A 17493-nucleotide genomic window follows, 5' to 3' on the forward strand; every position below is an offset into this window, starting at 1 on the left:
CACGCTGAGCGGCGCTCAAGGGGTAGTTCTTAGTAGCGCGAAGGCGTTCGCAGGGTGACAAACTCCTCAGCGCCGGTCGGGTGAATACCAATCGTGCGATCAAAATCCTTCTTGGTTAGGCGCGCGCGTACGGCGATGGCAATGCCTTGAATCACTTCGCCCGCCTCGTCACCCACCATATGCGCGCCGAGCACGACATCGGTGGCATCGTCTACCACGAGTTTCATCAGGGTGCGCTCTTCGCTGCCCGAGAGCGTATGCTTCATGGCACGAAAATCGGTGCGGTAAACGCGAATCTTGCCGTATTGCTCACGCGCGGCCTCTTCGCTGAGGCCAACGGTGCCGATATTGGGTTGGCAGAAAACCGCAGTCGGTATCGTGGTGTAATCGATGGGTTCTGCGCTCACCTCTTTGGTGTGCAAATCGACCAAACGCATGGCTTCGGCGATCGCGAGCGGCGTAAGCTCGGGGCCATCGGTGAGATCGCCCAATGCCAATACCGACGGCACTGCCGTCTCGAAGCGGTCGTTAACGGCGATCTTGCCGCCCTTATCCAGCTCGATGCCCAATGCATCGAGGCCAAGCCCCTTAACGTTGGCGACGCGCCCCGTCGCTGAGAGTACGACGTCGACGGTCAAGGTCTCACCGTTGGTCAAGGTAACGCGATAGGCCTCTCCCTCGGGTTCGATACGCTCGATGTTAGCCTCGAAATGTATATTCACGCCCTTACGCTGCATTTCGTCGCGGGTGAATGCACGCACCTCATCGTCGAAGTGCTTGAGAAATAGCTCACCGCGATAGACTAAATGGGTCTCACTGCCCAAGCCATTGAAGATGCTGGCGAATTCGACGGCGATATAGCCGCCGCCAAGAACTAGGAAGCGCTCGGGAAAGCGTGGCAAATCGAACACCTGGTTGGAATCGACGGCATGCTCGCAGCCAGGGAAATCGGGCTTCCAGGGCCAGCCACCGGTCGCCAAGAGGATCTTTTTAGCGGTAACGCGCTGCTCGCCTTGGTCACTGGTCAAAAGTACCGTGTGCGGGTCGACCAAGCGCGCATGGGCGTTGTAGAGCGTTGCGCCTGAGTTATCCAGCAGGCGCTGATAGATGCCGTTGAGACGTTTGATTTCACTCGTTTTGTTGTCACGCAGCGTGGCCCAGTCGAACGTCGGTGCTGCGGGCAACTGCCAGCCAAAACCAACGGCGTTATCGAAGCTATCGTGAAAGTGCGCGGCATAGGCGTAAAGCTTTTTGGGCACGCAGCCGACGTTGACACAGGTGCCTCCCAGATAGCGCTTTTCGGCGATGCCTACACGTGCGCCTTCGGCTGCGGCCATGCGCGCGGCGCGCACGCCGCCCGAGCCCGCACCGATGACAAAAAGGTCGTATTGATAGGCGGATTCACCGGCCATGTCATGCTCCTGAACGAAAGTAGAAAAACAAAAAAGCAAACGCCAAACGTTGACCTAATGTAAACGGAGAGTTAAAACCACATCGCCCCGTGACCGTTGCCGCTTCGACAAGGCAACGACCTCCCCTGACGACACAGCTGATGGAGTTACCATGATAGAGACCCTACTCGAGAACAATCGTGCCTGGGCCGAGCGTATCAACGAGGAAGATCCGGAGTTCTTCAAACGCCTTTCCGAGCAGCAGAACCCCGACTATCTGTGGATCGGCTGCTCCGATAGCCGTGTTCCCGCCAACCAGATCATCAATCTGCCCCCCGGGGAAGTCTTCGTTCACCGTAACGTCGCCAATCTGCTGCACCACACCGATATGAACGCCCTCTCGGTCGTACAGTACGCCGTCGACGTACTCAAGGTTCGGCATATCATGATCGTTGGTCACTACGGCTGTGGCGGTATCCGCGCGGCGGTGACCGGCGGTGAGTGTGGCGTCGTCGATTACTGGCTGCACTCGGTACGCGAGCTCTATAACCGCTACCGCGATTCGCTCGAGCACCTGCCGCTGGACGAGCAGATCGACCGTATGTGTGAGCTCAACGCCAAGGCTCAGGTCAATAGCCTCTGCCGCACCAAGATTTTGCAGCGCGCCTGGCAGCGTGGCCAAGACATCGCGGTTCATGGCTGGGTCTACGGCTTGAGCGATGGCCGCGTCAAAGACCTCAACTGCACCGTCAAAGGCCTAAGCCAAGTCGAAACGCTGTATCGCATCGATCGTGTTCAGCCAAACGACTAGTACCTAGCGCCCAATACTAAGTAGCTAGTACCAAGCAGCTAGTATTAAGTATCAAAGCGCAAATAGGGCCAGACGCCCATACACGGCGTCTGGCCCTTTGGGGTAAGTGCTTATCGCCAGCTAATGGGACAGCTCACCCCAGTGCCCTTCAAACCGCAGTAGCCGTTAGGGTTCTTGTCTAGATACTGCTGATGGTAGTCTTCGGCGTAATAGAAACGCTCCAACGGTATGATTTCCGTGGTAATGGATCCCTTTCCTGCCTCGCTTAACTCTTTTTGAAAGCGTTCAGCGCTTTGCTTGGCGGCCTCGAGCTGTTCGGGTGTCGTGGTATAGATGGCCGAGCGGTACTGCGTACCGATATCGTTACCCTGACGGTCGCCCTGGGTTGGGTCGTGCTCTTCCCAAAACGTTTTAAGCAGCGTATCTACCGAAATCGCCTTAGGGTCGAAAATCACCCGCACTACTTCGGTGTGGCCCGTACGCCCGGTGCAAGTCTCTTCGTACGTCGGGTTGGGCGTCACGCCGCCTGCATAGCCTGCGGCAGTGACATAGACACCGGGCAACTGCCATAAAAGCCGCTCCACACCCCAGAAACAGCCCATGCCCAGCACGATCTCCTCCATACCGTCTGGATAAGGCGGCTTGAGCGGGTGACCATTTACGGCGTGAACTTCACTGGTGGCGATTGGCGTTTCCCGCCCGGGAAGCGCGTTATCAGGGGTCACTGAATGTTGCGTTGACGTATTCATGGCTCTTTCCTACGGCTGGCCCTGGCGAATCACTTGAGGATTGCCTGAGCGGGTGAAGGTGTACAGCAGATCGATAGCTTGGCTCGTGCCCGATACCGCCTGCAGATAGAGGTTGCGCCATAAGGTGTAGCGCAGCGTGAGTTCGGCAATCGGCGAGAAAATGCCTACGCCATAGCTAATACGCAAATCGTCGGTAAGCTGGCCGCTCAAGGCGACCTGGCTTTCATCGCCAACGCCAGTGGTGTCGAGGGTCAGATCGTCGATACCGAAGGCCTCGCCAATAGAGCCGACTGCCCCACCGGTGCGCCCGAGCGACATACCGATCAATGCCGTGGTCAAGGCGGTATCGACGCCGCCGCCGGACTCCGGCGCCCGCCCGCGTAAAAGATACGAGAGCGCCCGGTTCTCGTCCATGGCAGGCTCGGAGAAGATCGCCACGTTAGGCGCTTCGGCAGTGCCCGTTACCCTTAGTCCAGCGATGACGTCGTCTTGGGTGACATCTGGGTTGCGAATGGCTTCGAAATCCAGCGTTGGTAGCCCAGGTGGCCCGCTAAACAGTACCTGACCACGGCGAATCAACAGATCCTGGTTGAACGCCTGGAAGCGCCCATCGACCAAGTTGACCTCACCAAATAGCTGTAACACGCCGCTGTCCTGGCGAACCTCGAGCATTCCCCCAAGCCCGGATTCAAGCCCATAGGCCGAGAGCTGCATGTCTTGGCCCAGGGTCACGGTGATCAACATATCGATCTCCATGCCAGTATCGGCAAGCTCTTGGGCAGCACTGGGACCTTCGCCGCGGGCGGCCGCTTCCTGGGCCGCGCGCTCGGCTTCACGATCCTGGCGCTCGGTGATGATGATCTCGTCGCTACTGGGCGAAATCGCCGAAGGCGGCGACGAACCCACCGTGAGGCGCGCCCAAGGCACATCGACGTTACCGCGAATCTGAAGTAGCTCGGGGTTGATACGAATACGAATGTCCGGTGCGGCTTCCAGGCGACCAAAGCGCGGAATCACCGCAAGGATCGGTTCCTGGACCGCCTCGAGATCGATACCGATACGCCAATCGTCGCCCGAGGGCCAGTAGGCGCTGCCGTCGATGTTCAGGCGCCCACGCTCGGCGGCGAGGAAACCATCGATTTGCCCCTGCTCACCAGCGAAATTGACGACGAATTGACCATCGCGAATGTCCACCGGAATGTCCGGCCCATTGACGCGGATGTTGCGTAGGCCAAGCGAACCTTGAAGGTCGGGCTGAGCGGTCGTGCCACCAATACCCACACGCCCGGTGAGATCACCGCCCAGTTCGTTGAGTTGAAGGACCATCGGCTGATAAGGCGCGAGAGAAATGTCATTGGCCCGCAGTTCGCCATCGAGCACGCCACGCCCAAGCGGATCGACGACGCCGAGGTTGAGGGTGAGGTTGCCAGCTTCGGAAAGCGACAGCACCACATCGGCATCGGCACGCGCCTGATTGGTTTCGACCTGGGCGTCCAAGCTAATGGCGGGCAGGGTGACCGGCTGACCGTAGTCGTTGATCGCCGTGACCACCAAGTCGCTCAATACCTGTACGTTGGCCTGCCAACGCGCGCCACCCTGGCTCCAGGAGGCGACCAAATCGGCGGTGGTATCGCCTTCCAGTTGCCAATCTTCAGGCAGGAACGGCTCGACCATCTCCATCGGCACTTCACGCACCGCAAGCGCCGCGCGGCCCTGCTCTGCCGAGGCGCTGATGGCCTCAGTGGCACACACCACGCCGCCCTGCTCGCGGCGCAGACAGAACGGCGTAATGCGCGCCTGACCGTTGGCGAGGTTATAGGTCACATCGACCGGTGCTTCCAAGCGGATATTGCCCACTTCACCATCGACTTCAAGTGGCGTTAGGCGCGCTTGATAGCGCTCGGCCTCTTGTTGAAAGCGGCCCTGTAGCGCAAGCGCCGCGCGAGTGATGGGGCCGTTTTCCTCGCCTTGAACGTCCAGAGTCAAGCGGTGCTGCGACAGACGTCCGTTAAGCCCCAAATCAAGACGCGGCAGGCTCTGACCGCCTGCGCGCAAATTGCGTGCCACGAGCACTACGTCAAGCTCGGGGTCATCGAGCCCCTGTACGTTGGCATCGAGCGAAAGGCGCTCAATCAGGTTATCGGCAAAGCGCAGCCCATCGCCTTCCAGGTTGGCGCGAATTTGGGGGCGCTCGATGCTGCCTGCAGCCTGAATGCGCCCGGTCAAGGCTCCACCCAGTTCGGCATGCAGCGTACGCAGTTCGCGCAGCGCCACGTTGGCATTGAGTGACATCGCCTGTTGGCTGATTTGCCCGGCCGCTTCGATGCGGTTATTACCCTGGGCAAAACGTAGATGCTCGACGTCTGCCTCAAGCCTAGTATTGGCGGTTAGCGCCGCGTCGAGCGTTAGCGGATACTCCTGCAGCGTGCCGTCGATGGCGAGCACGGGCAGATCGATCTCCCACTGCTCGCCTTGCTGTACGACGCCAAGTTCGATATCGCCGCTCAAGTTGCCCTGCATGGCATCGGTCACCAGCGCAGGGTCGATGTCGTCGAGGCGCACCCGCGCCGCCACGCGAAGCGGTGCCTGCCAGTCAATGCGCCCGCTGCTGCGAAGGCGGCTCTCCTCGACCTGAAGTGCCAGGTCGTCCCAGACGAAGTGTTCGAAATCACCGTTACCCGCAAGGACTAGGCGCGCGCGTGGCATATCGGGCATTTCGGCTTCGCCTGAAAGCGAGACCTGATAAGCCTCCAGGCTGCCCGACACGTCGAGCGCAAGATCGTCGATGAAGATAGGTGCTTGCTCTTCGCCATCCTGGGCCTGCGCTGTAGGCAACGGCCACTGCAGGGAGTCGCTTTGAAGGCTCAGCTCGAACGGCAGCGTCGAGGCCAAAGCATCGACGTCGGCCTCAAGACGCGCCACGACCGGGCCGCTCGCTTCAAGCGTCGCCGCCAGTGCATCCAGCGTACCGCTGGCCTCGAGCACTAGGCGCTGGCCGTTCAGCTCGGGGAAAAGCTCAGGCAGGTAAAGCGTGGTATCCAGGCGCACATCGAGCGGATAGTTATCATCCAGGGTGGCGCTACCCACGAGCCTAGCGTCGGCATCTTCGGTGGTGAATTCGAGGGCGTCCAGCGTAACGTCCGAGCCTTCGATACGCCCTGCCAGATAGCCCCGCTCCACCTGGTAGGCAAAACGCCCTTGCAACTCGAACTGCTCGATGGTCAGGCTTTCAAGGGCGATATTCACCGGCAGCGCGATGGTGGGTAGCTCTAGACGCTCGCTTGCCGCGGTGTTTGCGTTAGCAGGCGCTTGACCGGCTAGGGTTACCGGCTCGGTGGGTGTCTGTAACGCGATGGCGGCATCGATACCCGCAGGCGCGAGCTGGGCGCCCTCGCCTGCGTTGCCCTCGGTCAAGGCGACGCCCGGCGTCGGAGGCAAGTAGACCGACGGCGACTGCAGCGTTGTCGCCGCAATCTCGACGGTATTCCCCTGGGCCGTGGCGGCGGTGGAAAAGTGTTGCCAAGTGATCAGGGTGCCATCGGCAAGTGCCACGCTAGATTCGTCGATACTCAGCTCGCGAATCTCGATGGTGAAGGGAAAGAAGAAGCTGCCCATACCACCGCTGCTCTCTTCTTGCGGGCTCTCTTCGCCCCCTTGAAGGCGAATATCCGCGCCATCGATGCGCAGGTAGTCAAGACACAGCCTACCCGATAATACGCAGCCTTCGCCCCAGGCCAGTGCCAGATCGTCGATGCGAATCTGGGTATTGGCCACGTCCATCGAAAAGCCGCGCAGCTCGAAATTTTCGAGAATCCCGCCCTCATAGCTTTCGAAGCTGAAGTAGCCGCGCTTTTCTCCTTGGGAGAGTAAAAAATCGGTTCCCCAAGGCGACAGCGCAATACCCAGTACGAGCGCCACTAGGCCGAAGAGCCATAGCGGCAGCAGAATGATCAGACGCAATAAACTCCAAAAACCGAGCCAGGTGCGTCGTTTAGACGACAGGCGCTGGCGCCCGTCGGTGGGTGAATGAGCCTGAGACAAAACGCGCTCCTAGAATTCCGGGCCGATGGAGAAGTGCAGACGCCAGTCGTTGTCGTCGTCATCGAAGGGGTGAGCGACGTCGAACCTGATCGGCCCCACGGGTGATACCCAGCGTACGCCGAGACCAGCACCGGTTTTCAAATCGTTCGGGCCCCAGCCGTCGAAGGCATCGCCGGTGTCGACGAAGGCCGCGCCCCACCAATCGCCGCGGACGCGGCGCTGGTACTCTAGCGACGAGGTGAGCATCTGCTGGCCACCACGAAGGCGCCCCTGCTCGTTGCGCGGCGATAGGCTCTCGTAAGAGTAACCGCGAACGCTACGATCGCCCCCGGCGAAGAAGCGCAGCGACGGCGGAAGCTTACTAAAATCGTCGGTTTCGATGGCGCCGACGCTGACGCGGGCAACGAAGCGATTGTCCGTGCCCAACATGCGAATCCATTCGGTATCGCCCGTTACGCGTAGAAAACGCGCATCCGAGCCCCAGGCGGTGTCGGAGTATTCGATCGATAGCTGCTGACGATCGCCCCACTCGGGAAAACGTGGCGGTCGCGTACGCGTACGCGACCATTGAATCCCTGGATAGAACAGCCATACCTGCTCGGACTCGCCGCCCTGAGTGAAGTCCTCGTAGGTAGTGCGGAAGTAAAGCGACTGTACCCAACGGTTTTCGAACTCCCAGCGCCGAGCGAACTCGACGGTGGCTTCGAGCGACTGAGTGTCGTTGTCGTCGATGTTACGGACACCATACTGTAGGCGATAGCTATCGCGCAGCGGGTCTTCCAGCGGAATATTGTAGGTGCCACTGAAGCGCTGCTCGGGCGCTGACAGGTATAGATCGTGATCCAGGCCGTGGCCGAAGCGGTTGATCCACGGCTGGTGCCAGCTAAAGCGTAGCCGTGGGCCGACATCGGTGGCATAGCCGACACCGACTGAGAACTGATGGCGATCCGCCGGTTGCACGGTGACATCGACAGGCAATTGGTGATTGTCGGGCTGTGCGAGCTGCAGCGCGCTGGCCAGCGCCGTCCCGCTCAAACGCGGGCGCTGGGGAATCGCCGTGGTCACCTCGTTCCACCAGGGCGTACCTCCGCTTGGCGGGCCGATGACCAGCTCTTGCGCACTTTCAAGGCGTGGCTTGACGGTGACCGAACTGAACCACCCCGTCTCGGCCAAACGCTGATTGTAGAGCGCGATATTTTCGGCCAGGTAAGGATCACCCTGCTCGAAAGGCTGCATCATGCGTAAACGGTCGAGCTCGATATGGCTGCCGATGACGCGCGAACGGCCAAACTGGTAGCGCGGGCCACTATCGAAATCGAGATAAAGGCGTGCGCTCTGGCGGTAGGGGCGCACTTCCATGCGCCGATCGGCAAAGTACCAGTCGAAGTAACCGCGCTCGACGGCGAGCGTCGAAAGCCGACTGGTCAAACGGTCCCAAGGCGCATGGCGTAGCGGATCACCTTCGCGCAGGGGAAAATCGTCCACGGCCTCTTCGAAAGGTGGATCATCCTGGGCGTCACCACGAATGGTGAGATCGAGGGTTTCGATCTCGACCTGGGGGCCAGGCTCGATCTCGAGGCGGGCTTGGCGCCTTATCTCCTTGCCGTCCTTATCGTTTCTTGGCTCGCCTTGGCTCAGTGTCACGTTGATAGTGGGCTCGTAGTAGCCAAACACTCGCATCGCTTCTTGAGTACGCCGAGTGATTTCTGCCTCGAGCCTAGCAGACGTGTATTGTTCGGCATCAATGGCCTGTAAGTAGGCGTCGATGTTGTCTTCAACGTTACCGCTAACGCCGTTGATCGTCGCGGTCATTCCCCAAGCCCAAGGGGTCGTTAGAAGCATGGGAAGCAAAATGCCCCACTGCCGCTTATGGCCTACAGGCCGTTGCCGTCGTCTTCCCATACAGTGTCTCTTCCTAACTCAATCTTCGGCAGGGTATGTCGTTTTTTATTGCTAGCGCAGCATTTCCAACTGGGCACTGAACGCGAGCTGCGCTTGGCGAACTTGGCGCACATCGCTCTCCAAGGCATTCAAACGCAGCTCCCAGGCCTGTTCGAGCGCGTCGAGATCGCTACGCTCGATGCCATTACTCGCATCTGCGCTTAGCGTGGCAAGCTCTTCGTCGAGCCGTTCTTCCAGCGTAGCGACTCTTTCGTCGATGCGCTGGTCGATTTGATTCAGACGAGCGTCAAGATCTTTTTGCTGCTCGCTGACGGCGTTGCGGCCAGCATCGAGCTGGGTCGACATACTAGCGAGGCGCTCGGCAAGCATCTCGCGCTCGGTATCGCCGCTTCGTTCCAGGGCGTCGAGAGAAGACGCCAGCGCCGCCAACTGCCCATCGCGCAGGCTGGCCTGCTGGGTCAACCGTTCGATCTGCTCCGCAAGCGCTGCCACCGTGTCGCTGGAGGCTGTATCGTCGGCGTCGGGCAGCACGCGGTAGACTTCGTCACGAATGTCTCGAATGGTCGTGGCGAGTTGCTCCTGCTCCTGAAATAGCGTGGTCATCTGCGCTTGCATGTAAGCCAGCGTGTCATCGGATTCGAGATCGCCGGACTCCAGCCGCGCATGCATGTTCGAGACTTCACCGCTCATGCTACGCAGCTCTTCGTTCATCCGCTCCCGCTCCCACCAAAGCGCCGCTGCGCTGGCGCCTAGCAGCGCAATGATCAAAATCACCACGAGCCACAGCGGCCATAGCGATGGCCCACGCCGCTGACGCAAATGCTGCGCCGTAACGCTTTGACCAACCTCGGGAACGATGCGATCTGGAGCGGAGTCTGGCATGGCGGTTCCTTACTGAGTGAGCGGGTCGGCGCGGCGGCCGATGCCGCGATAGATCAACCCACAGCTAGCGACGAAATCGGGATCGAAGATGTTGCGTCCATCGAGGATCAGACGCGCCCCGAGTAGTTCACGCAGGCGTGACCAATCAGGGTTCCAGTAGCTCTTCCATTCGGTAACGAGCATTAGCGCATCGGCGCCTTCGCAGGCAGCGTAAGGATCCTGACTGAAGGTGACGAGATCATCGCGCTGGCCCACCAGCGCTTCAAGCGCAGGCACGGCTGCGGGGTCGTGCAACCTTACGCGCGCGCCCTGAGCCCATAGCGCTTCTAGCAGCACGAGTACGGGCGCATGGTCGATACGCGTGGTTTCGGGCTTGAAGGCCGCGCCCCAAATGGCCACGGTGCGCCCGGCAAGCTCCCCATCGAAGTGCGCCCATAGCTTACGAAACAGGGTCTCCTTCTTCTGCTCGTTGATATCCATGACCTGATCGAGCAGCGCCGAGTGGCGTCCGCTTGCGTGCTGCACATCGGCTAGGCGAATCAAGTCGCGGGAGAAGTTCGGCCCACCGAAGCCGCAGCCAGGATAGAGGTACTCGAAGCCGATACGGCTATCGGCACCCATGCCCTGACGTACGTGTTCGACATCGACACCCAGGGTATCCGCTAAGCCAGCGATTTCGTTCATGTAGCTGATACGGGTGGCGAGCATGCCGTTGATCGCAAGTTTGGTCAGCTCGGCGGCACGCTTGGGCATACGTTGGAAGACTTCACTGCGGCGATTGAAAGCGCGCAATAGCTCGCGCACCCGCTGCTCGCCAACCGCCTCGTCGCAGCCCAAGAGCCAGCGTGACGGCCGGGTGAATGCTTTCCAGGCGCGGCCCTCTTCGAGGGTGTCGGGCAGTGCAACACTTGTGTGCTGGGCGCCGAAAACCGCATGCAGGCGCTCGGTCTCACCAACAGGAAAGGTGGAGTTGTTGACCAGTACACAGCCTTGGTGATCCGCGAACAGCGGCGACTGCAGCCAGGCATGGGCATCCTGACGCTGACTCGGCGACAGAGCCAGCCAAACGACATCGGGGGCGGGCGTTTGATCGAGTTGCTCGATGATCTGGAGATTGCCCTCTTCCTGGGCATGCTGGAGCTGGTCGATCAGCTGCGGCTCGCGTTTGAGCCAGCCTAGCTGGGACAGCGCGCTCCAGGGCACGTCAGGATGGGGCAGCCAAGCGACCCGATGACCTACCCAGGCCAGCGCAGCAGCAGCGGTGGCAGCACTTAACTCGCTGCCATAAACGATCACGCGCACGTCACACCCTCCTCACGGTCGGCCATAGAGGCAGCGCATCCAAAAGGAAGCACTTCCACTGTGCGGGCAACCAGCGTCATATCCGGAGTCCTTATACCAGAGGTCCTTTTCATGCGTTCGATCTCGCAAGCGGTTAGAATGACCATCATACGTCACCCACCGCGCGTTGCCACCTTAGTGGTCACCATGGGATTGTTAACCCACTGGTTTTTTCGCGTGGCAGCGCTGGGTCGACATCAAGTTGCCAGCCGAATGGTCATTGGGAGCAAGAGAATGGAAGCGACACCACAGGATAGCACTGCTTATCGTTATCAGGGCAACGTCGACGCGGCCGAAGTCGCCAAGTTCGAGGCGCTTGCTAGCCGCTGGTGGGATCCACATAGCGAGTTCAAACCGCTGCATGACATCAACCCCCTGCGCCTTGACTTCATCGACGCCCGCGCCGGGCTTGCGGGTAAGCGCGTGCTCGACGTGGGCTGCGGCGGCGGTATCCTGAGCGAAGCCATGGCTCATCGGGGGGCAACGGTCACCGGTATCGATATGGGCGAGGCGCCGCTGGGGGTTGCCCGCCTGCATGCTGAAGAGAGCGGCGTGAGCATCGATTATCAGCGCATCAGCGTCGAGGAGTTCGCCGCCAACCATCCTGGCGAATTCGACGTGGTGACCTGCATGGAAATGCTCGAACACGTCCCCGATCCGGCGGCGGTGGTACGCGCCTGCAGCCAACTGGTTCGCCCAGGGGGTTTCGTGTTCTTCTCCACGCTTAACCGCACGCCCAAAGCCTACGCCTTTGCCATTCTGGGCGCGGAGTACGTACTCAAGCTGCTGCCGCGCGGTACCCACGACTACAAGAAATTCATTCGCCCGTCGGAAATGGCGGCCTGGTCGCGCCTCACAGGTCTCGACGTGCGCGAGCAGACGGGGCTGACCTACAATCCAGTAACGCGTCGCTACCGCTTGGTGGCTCACGACGTATCGGTCAACTACATGATGTACTGCCGCCGCACCGACGCCGTCGAGGGCAGAGTATGACGGCACGCCTTGCACCTGCTGAGGCGGTCATCTTCGATCTCGATGGCACCTTGGTGGATACCGCCCCCGACCTGGCGCGCGCCACCAACGCGCTGCGTGCGCATCACGGTTTGGCGCCCCTACCCTTCGAGCGCATTCGAGGTCAGGTCTCCAACGGCGGCAGCGCCTTGGTGACGCTAGCGCTCGGTCTTACGCTTGAAGACGAACATCACGCCCCCGCGCGTCAGTGGCTGCTGGATGCCTATGAGCAAGCCGTGGCCGTCGAGAGCCGGGTCTTCCCCCCCCTCGATGCCTGGCTTGACGAGCGCGAAGTCATCGAGCTTCCCTGGGGAATCGTCACCAACAAGCCGCGCCGCTATACCGAGCCACTGCTCGATGCGCTGAGGCTCGCTCCCGGCGCCCTGCTCTGCGCTGACGATCTAGCGGTCAAGAAGCCTGCACCCGAACCGCTATGGGAAGCGGCGCGAAGGCTCGGCGTGGCGCCAGAGAAGTGCTGGTACGTAGGCGATCACATTCGCGATATGCAAGCCGCCCGTGCGGCGGGGATGGTCGGCGTTGCCGTAGGCTACGGTTATATCGCTGAAGAGGAGGATTACCGCCAGTGGCCGGCGGATGTATGGTTCGAGGATTGCGCTGCCCTGGTCGAAACGCTGCGGGCACGTTAGCCCGCAGCATCACCTTCTTACCGCGCCGGGTGGCGTCAACTTACTGGCGTGGCGGTTGGGCGTCGAACTTCTGCCCGCTAATGCCTTGGCTATCGGGCCCCATCAGCCATAGATAGGTCGGCATGATGTCTTCGGCGCTGCGCAGGGTCATAGGGTCTTCGCCCGGGTAGGCGCTACGCCGCATTTGGGTGCGGGTGGCTCCAGGGTTGAGCGTATTCACGCGCACCTGAGGCTGGTTGACGAGTTCGTCGGCCAGCACTTCCATGAAGCCTTCGGTGGCGAACTTCGATACCGAATAGGCTCCCCAGTAGGCGCGCCCTTTTCTTCCCACGCTGGACGAGGTGAAAATCACCGAGGCGTCCTCGGACTGCTTGAGTAGCGGCAGTAACGCCTGGGTCATCCAGATCGGCCCGTTGACGTTGACCTGCATCACCTGCTCCCACAGCTCCGGAGGATAGTGATCGAACGGCGTAATACGTCCAAGCAGGCCTGCATTATGTAGGAGGCCATCCAGACGCCCGAACTCTTTCTCCAGCGTCTCGGCCATCTCGACGAAATCGGCCAAAACGGCGCCTTCGAAATTGAGCGGGAAGATGGCAGGCTGAGGACAGCCCGCCTCCTCGATCTCATCGTAGACGCTCTCCAGCTTGTCGATCGTTCGACCCAGCAGAATCACGGTGGCACCGTGGCGTGCGTAGCTCAGCGCAGCGGCGCGGCCAATACCGTCGCCCGCGCCCGTCACCAGAACGACGCGGTCGGCCAAAAGGTTGGGGATAGGGCGATAATCGATCTTGCAGCTCATGACACTCTCTTACGCTCTCTTCTGCTTTCCCTGATCAAATTAACTTTCATTGGCGCAAAGGAGGCAGACTAGCCGCCCGCTTGGCGCAGGAAATCACCGGCAAGCCCGGCAGCGCTACTTTGCGGGTAGTCGTTGCGTACCCGCTCGAGAAGCGCACGACTCTCTTCGGCATCGCCCTGGCGGGCTTTGACCAAGCCAAGCTTGTAAAGCGCATCGGGAACTTTGCTGCTGCCGTCATAGTTTTCGATAACACGCGAGAAGGCCGCGTCGGCTTTATCGAGTTCCCCTTCGGCAGCATAAAGCTCGCCAAGCCAGTAATGGCCGTTGGGTGTCAGGCTGGTATCAGGGTGGTTGCTTACGAAGGATTCGAAGGCCTGAATCGCCTGACCGAACTCACGCGCTTGAACGTGGGCAAAGGCGGCCTGATATTCGCTTTGGGCGTCCTGGCTCACATTGCTGGCGCTCGGGGCGTTGGCAACCTGCTGCGCGGCTTCCGGCTCGACCTGCGGTGTGGCCTGCTCGATTTGGCTCGGGCCGCTGCTCATCAGGCGATCTTCGATATCCAGATACTGCTGCTGCGTCTGGCGCTTCAACTGCTCCAACTGGTGACGCAACTCTTCGATTTGCCCGCGCAGTTGTTGGATCTCCTGTTGGTGCTCCTGCACCTGGTTGAAGATGACCAGGCTTCCGCCCGAGCTCTCCTGGCGCTGCGTTTGGTTATAGAAACCGCTGTTGGACGAGGATGAGAGGTCTTGAACCAGCGGCTGCTGCTGAGCAACCGCTGCCAAGGGCAATACGGACAGCGGGAGCGCAATGGCTCCCGCTCCGCACAGCCTCTCAACAAACCGCTTGAGACTGTGATTCATGCTGACTCCGTAGACGAAGGATCAGTAGTTGAAGACCACGCGACGGTTCTGCGAGTAGGCTTCTTCGCTGGAACCGCGTACCGCAGGGCGCTCTTCACCGTAGCTGACGACGCTCATCTGAGACGGGGATACGCCTTGGCTATTGAGGAAACGCTGTACGGCGTTGGCACGACGCTCGCCGAGCGCCATGTTGTATTCGCGGGTACCGCGCTCATCGGTGTGACCGTGGAGAACGACGCGCGCGTTGGGGTTAGCACGCAGGTAGCGAGCGTGAGCCATGACGACAGATTCGTAGTCGCTCTTGATGGTATCGCGGTCGAAATCGAAGTAGATGGTACGTACTTCGGGAATACGCGAATCAGCTTGCTGGTTGGCACCACCAGTGGACGAGCCGTATTGGCCGCCAGTACCTGCGCCTGACGTGCTGGTACCTACGCCGCTGCCACTCTGGCTACCGTAAGAGTCGCCATCTTGGGTGCCGCCGGTGCTGGAACAGCCGGCCAGAACCGCCAGAGAGAGCGCTACTGCCAATGAGCGAGCTAATGTCTTGACTTGCATGATCAGACTCCTTGCCTGAAATATTTCTTAGGTATGACTAGTTTAGAAAAGGTGACCATGCGGGATCGCGAATGTCACCCTGTGCTGCTGGTAGTCTGAATGACGAGCGCCCATCGGCTGAAACTGCACTCAGTACCCCGTTGTTACCCTGTTGGGTAGCGAAGAGTACCATGGTCCCGTTCGGCGCAACACTAGGAGATTCATCCCGCGTACTGTCACTCAATACGACCAAGCGGCCGCCATCACTGTCCTGACGGGCAACCTGGTAACCACGGTTGGAGCGGTGGATCAAAAACAGCTGATCACCGTCCGGCGAGTACTGCGCGCGAGCGTTATAGTTGCCGGTAAAAGTCAACCGCTGCGCTTCACCGCCGCCTAACGTGTACTGGTAAATCTGCGGGCCGCCGCTGCGATCCGAGGTGAAGATGATCGAACGGCCATCCGGCGCCCAAGAGGGTTCGGTATCGATGCTGTTACTTTGAGTAATGCGCTCGATCGACCGGTTGGCGATATCCATGATGTAGATTTCCGGCTGGCCATCTTTGGAGAGCGACATCGCCAGACGTCGGCCATCGGGTGACCATGCAGGGGCGCCATTGATGCCGTCAAAGGAGGTGGCCATAACGCGTTGGCCGCTACCCACATCCTGAATATAGATGGCCGGACGCTCGGTCTCGAAAGAGACGTAGGCAAGTTTGCGTCCATCGGGCGACCAAGCAGGCGACATGATCGGCTGATCGGACGTCAGCACCTGCTGGGGGTTGTGTCCATCGGCATCGGCAACGTAGAGGCCGAACTGCATATTGTCGCCCACACCTTGCGAGGTGACATACGCAATACGCGTGGAGAACGCCCCCCGAATGCCGGTGATCTCTTCGAAGATCTGGTCGCTGATGTAGTGCGCCGCACCACGCAGGTCGTTAGCGTTGGCGTTGACCGTTTCGGTCAACATACGCCGCTGGCCGCTGATGTCCATCAGCTCGAACTGTAGGCGTACGCCGCCATTGGCGGGCTCGGCGCGTCCTACGACGAGGTAACGCACATCGAGTGAGCGCCAGGTGCCGAACTGCACGTCTTGGCTTTGGGTGGGGCGCTCGAACATCGAGCCCCGCTCGATGGGCGCGAAGAAGCCACTGCGTTCGAGATCGTCCTGGACGATCTGCGCCACGTCTTCGGACAGGCCATCGCCACCGCCGAAAGGCACGACCCCGATCGGCAAGGCTTGATCGCTACCGCGGGTAATTTCGATAGTCAGGTTTTGGGCGTTTGCCAAACTGCTGACCAATAGCAGCAGGCAACCCAGGCACACATTTCTCAAAGCTTGCATCAGCGTACATCCCCCGGAGTAAACCGCAGATTGAACTGTCTTAAATTGCGCTGCTGATCCGACGGCAAGTCTCTCAACTCGCTGAAGGGAGCGGCTTGTTCCACCGCCTGCATGGCGGACCGATCGAAGGCGCTGTCGCCGCTCGATGACGCTACCGACGTCGCCAGGACTTCCCCAGAGGGGCCCAGGCGTACCTGAATGGTAGCACTCATATTGTTACCCGACCCGGGCGGGATTATCCACGCCTGCTCGACGGCACGACGAACGATATTAATGAAGCTGTTGGCTGCCTGTTGCGCCTGCTGGGCATTGGCAGCTGCCTCGGCTTCACCGGCAAGCTGACGCTGCATCGCTGCCTCTGCTGCTTCGCGTTGGCGCTGCGCTTCGGCCTCTGCTTCACGCTGGCGTTGGGCTTCTGCCTCACGTTGACGCTGGGCCTCCGCTTCGGCTTCGCGCTGACGTTGCGCTTCGGCTTCTGCCTCACGCTGACGTTGGGCCTCCGCTTCCGCTTCGCGTTGGCGCTGTGCTTCGGCTTCTGCCTCACGCTGACGTTGGGCCTCCGCTTCCGCTTCGCGTTGGCGCTGTGCTTCGGCTTCTGCCTCACGCTGACGTTGAGCCTCTGCTTCCGCTTCGCGTTGACGCTGGGCTTCGGCCTCTGCTTCACGTTGGCGTTGGCGTTGGGCTTCGGCTTCCGCCTCGCGCTGCGTTTCGGCGGCGCGTGCGGCAGCTTCTGCTGCAGCGGCTTCTTCGCTACGACGCCGGGCCTCGGCTTGTGCCTGGGCTTCGGCATCGCGCAGCGCTTGCGCTTCGGCCTCGGCGCGCTCGGCTGCTTGCTGGCGCGCCTGCTCGGCTTCGGCGGCCTGCTGAGCGGCTCGCTCTGCCTGTTCGGCTTGCTCGGCAGCCTGGGTATCGGGCTCTGGCGGCGGCTCGGAGGAGGCATTGAGGGCTGCCTGCTGATCGTTGACCTGCTGCGCCTGGTCGGTAAAGGTCTCGGTGCTGACCCAGGTAGCCTGCACGATCGACGACGAGTCGGGCTCTGCCGTACGGCTTGGCAGAGTGATCAGGCTCGCCACCAAAATGCCCACGTGCAGCAGCACGGCGAGCACCGTGGGCCAGCGGTAGCCGACATCCTGCGGGTCATGGAAGGGCTTGAGTGCCATCGCGT

General features: G+C 60.6%; 14 protein-coding genes. 3 read left to right on the forward strand and 11 right to left on the reverse strand.

Annotated elements, in window-relative coordinates:
* Positions 1 to 29: 29 nt before the first annotated feature.
* Positions 30 to 1412 carry a glutathione-disulfide reductase gene (gene gorA / locus LLY24_RS14960; protein WP_259037101.1) on the reverse strand — a complete coding sequence of 461 codons (1383 nt, stop codon included), beginning with the start codon at positions 1410 to 1412 and terminating at the stop codon, positions 30 to 32.
* Between the two features lie 151 nt (positions 1413 to 1563).
* Between gorA and can the strand changes: the two genes are divergently transcribed.
* Positions 1564 to 2202: a carbonate dehydratase gene (gene can, locus LLY24_RS14965; protein ID WP_259037102.1), complete on the forward strand. Its 639-nt coding sequence runs from the start codon at positions 1564 to 1566 to the stop codon at positions 2200 to 2202.
* Between the two features lie 110 nt (positions 2203 to 2312).
* Here the strand turns inward: can and msrA are convergent, their stop codons facing one another.
* The 5 genes from msrA to LLY24_RS14990 are packed head-to-tail and all read right to left on the reverse strand — an operon-like array spanning position 2313 to position 11078.
* The gene (msrA, locus tag LLY24_RS14970) at positions 2313 to 2951 is read right to left on the reverse strand and encodes a peptide-methionine (S)-S-oxide reductase MsrA (RefSeq protein WP_259037103.1); all 639 of its coding nucleotides are present in this window, start codon (positions 2949 to 2951) and stop codon (positions 2313 to 2315) included.
* A 9-nt stretch (positions 2952 to 2960) separates the two neighbouring features.
* Positions 2961 to 6992: an autotransporter assembly complex protein TamB gene (gene tamB, locus LLY24_RS14975; protein ID WP_259037104.1), complete on the reverse strand. Its 4032-nt coding sequence runs from the start codon at positions 6990 to 6992 to the stop codon at positions 2961 to 2963.
* A gap of 9 nt (positions 6993 to 7001) precedes the next feature.
* On the reverse strand, positions 7002 to 8894 hold the full coding sequence (gene tamA, locus LLY24_RS14980) for an autotransporter assembly complex protein TamA (protein ID WP_259037105.1): 1893 nt from the start codon (positions 8892 to 8894) through the stop codon (positions 7002 to 7004).
* Between the two features lie 51 nt (positions 8895 to 8945).
* Entirely contained in the window at positions 8946 to 9776 is an 831-nt protein-coding gene (locus LLY24_RS14985; RefSeq protein WP_259037106.1) for a coiled-coil domain-containing protein, read from the reverse strand.
* A 9-nt stretch (positions 9777 to 9785) separates the two neighbouring features.
* The gene (locus LLY24_RS14990) at positions 9786 to 11078 is read right to left on the reverse strand and encodes a nucleotide sugar dehydrogenase (protein WP_259037107.1); all 1293 of its coding nucleotides are present in this window, start codon (positions 11076 to 11078) and stop codon (positions 9786 to 9788) included.
* Between the two features lie 273 nt (positions 11079 to 11351).
* Here LLY24_RS14990 and ubiG point away from each other — a divergent pair, with 273 nt between their 5' ends.
* Both ubiG and LLY24_RS15000 read left to right on the forward strand, forming a co-directional pair.
* Positions 11352 to 12110 (forward strand): bifunctional 2-polyprenyl-6-hydroxyphenol methylase/3-demethylubiquinol 3-O-methyltransferase UbiG, encoded by a 759-nt coding sequence (gene ubiG, locus LLY24_RS14995; RefSeq protein ID WP_259037108.1) that lies wholly within the window; start codon positions 11352 to 11354, stop codon positions 12108 to 12110.
* A complete protein-coding gene (locus LLY24_RS15000; protein ID WP_259037109.1) occupies positions 12107 to 12775 on the forward strand; it encodes an HAD-IA family hydrolase in 669 nt (222 codons plus the stop codon). Before ubiG ends, LLY24_RS15000 begins: the two co-directional genes overlap by 4 nt.
* 40 nt (positions 12776 to 12815) lie before the next feature.
* Here the strand turns inward: LLY24_RS15000 and LLY24_RS15005 are convergent, their stop codons facing one another.
* From LLY24_RS15005 to tolA, 5 genes are all read right to left on the reverse strand, one after another.
* Positions 12816 to 13577 (reverse strand): YciK family oxidoreductase, encoded by a 762-nt coding sequence (locus LLY24_RS15005; protein ID WP_259037110.1) that lies wholly within the window; start codon positions 13575 to 13577, stop codon positions 12816 to 12818.
* A 68-nt stretch (positions 13578 to 13645) separates the two neighbouring features.
* Positions 13646 to 14443, reverse strand: coding sequence for a tol-pal system protein YbgF (ybgF, locus tag LLY24_RS15010; RefSeq protein ID WP_259037111.1), 798 nt, complete (start codon positions 14441 to 14443; stop codon positions 13646 to 13648).
* 21 nt (positions 14444 to 14464) lie between these two features.
* On the reverse strand, positions 14465 to 15001 hold the full coding sequence (pal, locus tag LLY24_RS15015; protein WP_259037112.1) for a peptidoglycan-associated lipoprotein Pal: 537 nt from the start codon (positions 14999 to 15001) through the stop codon (positions 14465 to 14467).
* 37 nt (positions 15002 to 15038) lie between these two features.
* Positions 15039 to 16328 carry a Tol-Pal system beta propeller repeat protein TolB gene (gene tolB / locus LLY24_RS15020; protein WP_259037113.1) on the reverse strand — a complete coding sequence of 430 codons (1290 nt, stop codon included), beginning with the start codon at positions 16326 to 16328 and terminating at the stop codon, positions 15039 to 15041.
* The gene (gene tolA / locus LLY24_RS15025; protein WP_259037114.1) at positions 16328 to 17488 is read right to left on the reverse strand and encodes a cell envelope integrity protein TolA; all 1161 of its coding nucleotides are present in this window, start codon (positions 17486 to 17488) and stop codon (positions 16328 to 16330) included. Before tolA ends, tolB begins: the two co-directional genes overlap by 1 nt.
* Positions 17489 to 17493: the final 5 nt, after the last annotated feature.

Origin of the sequence: Halomonas dongshanensis, from assembly GCF_024790395.1 — a bacterium.
GTDB classification, from domain to species: domain Bacteria; phylum Pseudomonadota; class Gammaproteobacteria; order Pseudomonadales; family Halomonadaceae; genus Vreelandella; species Vreelandella dongshanensis.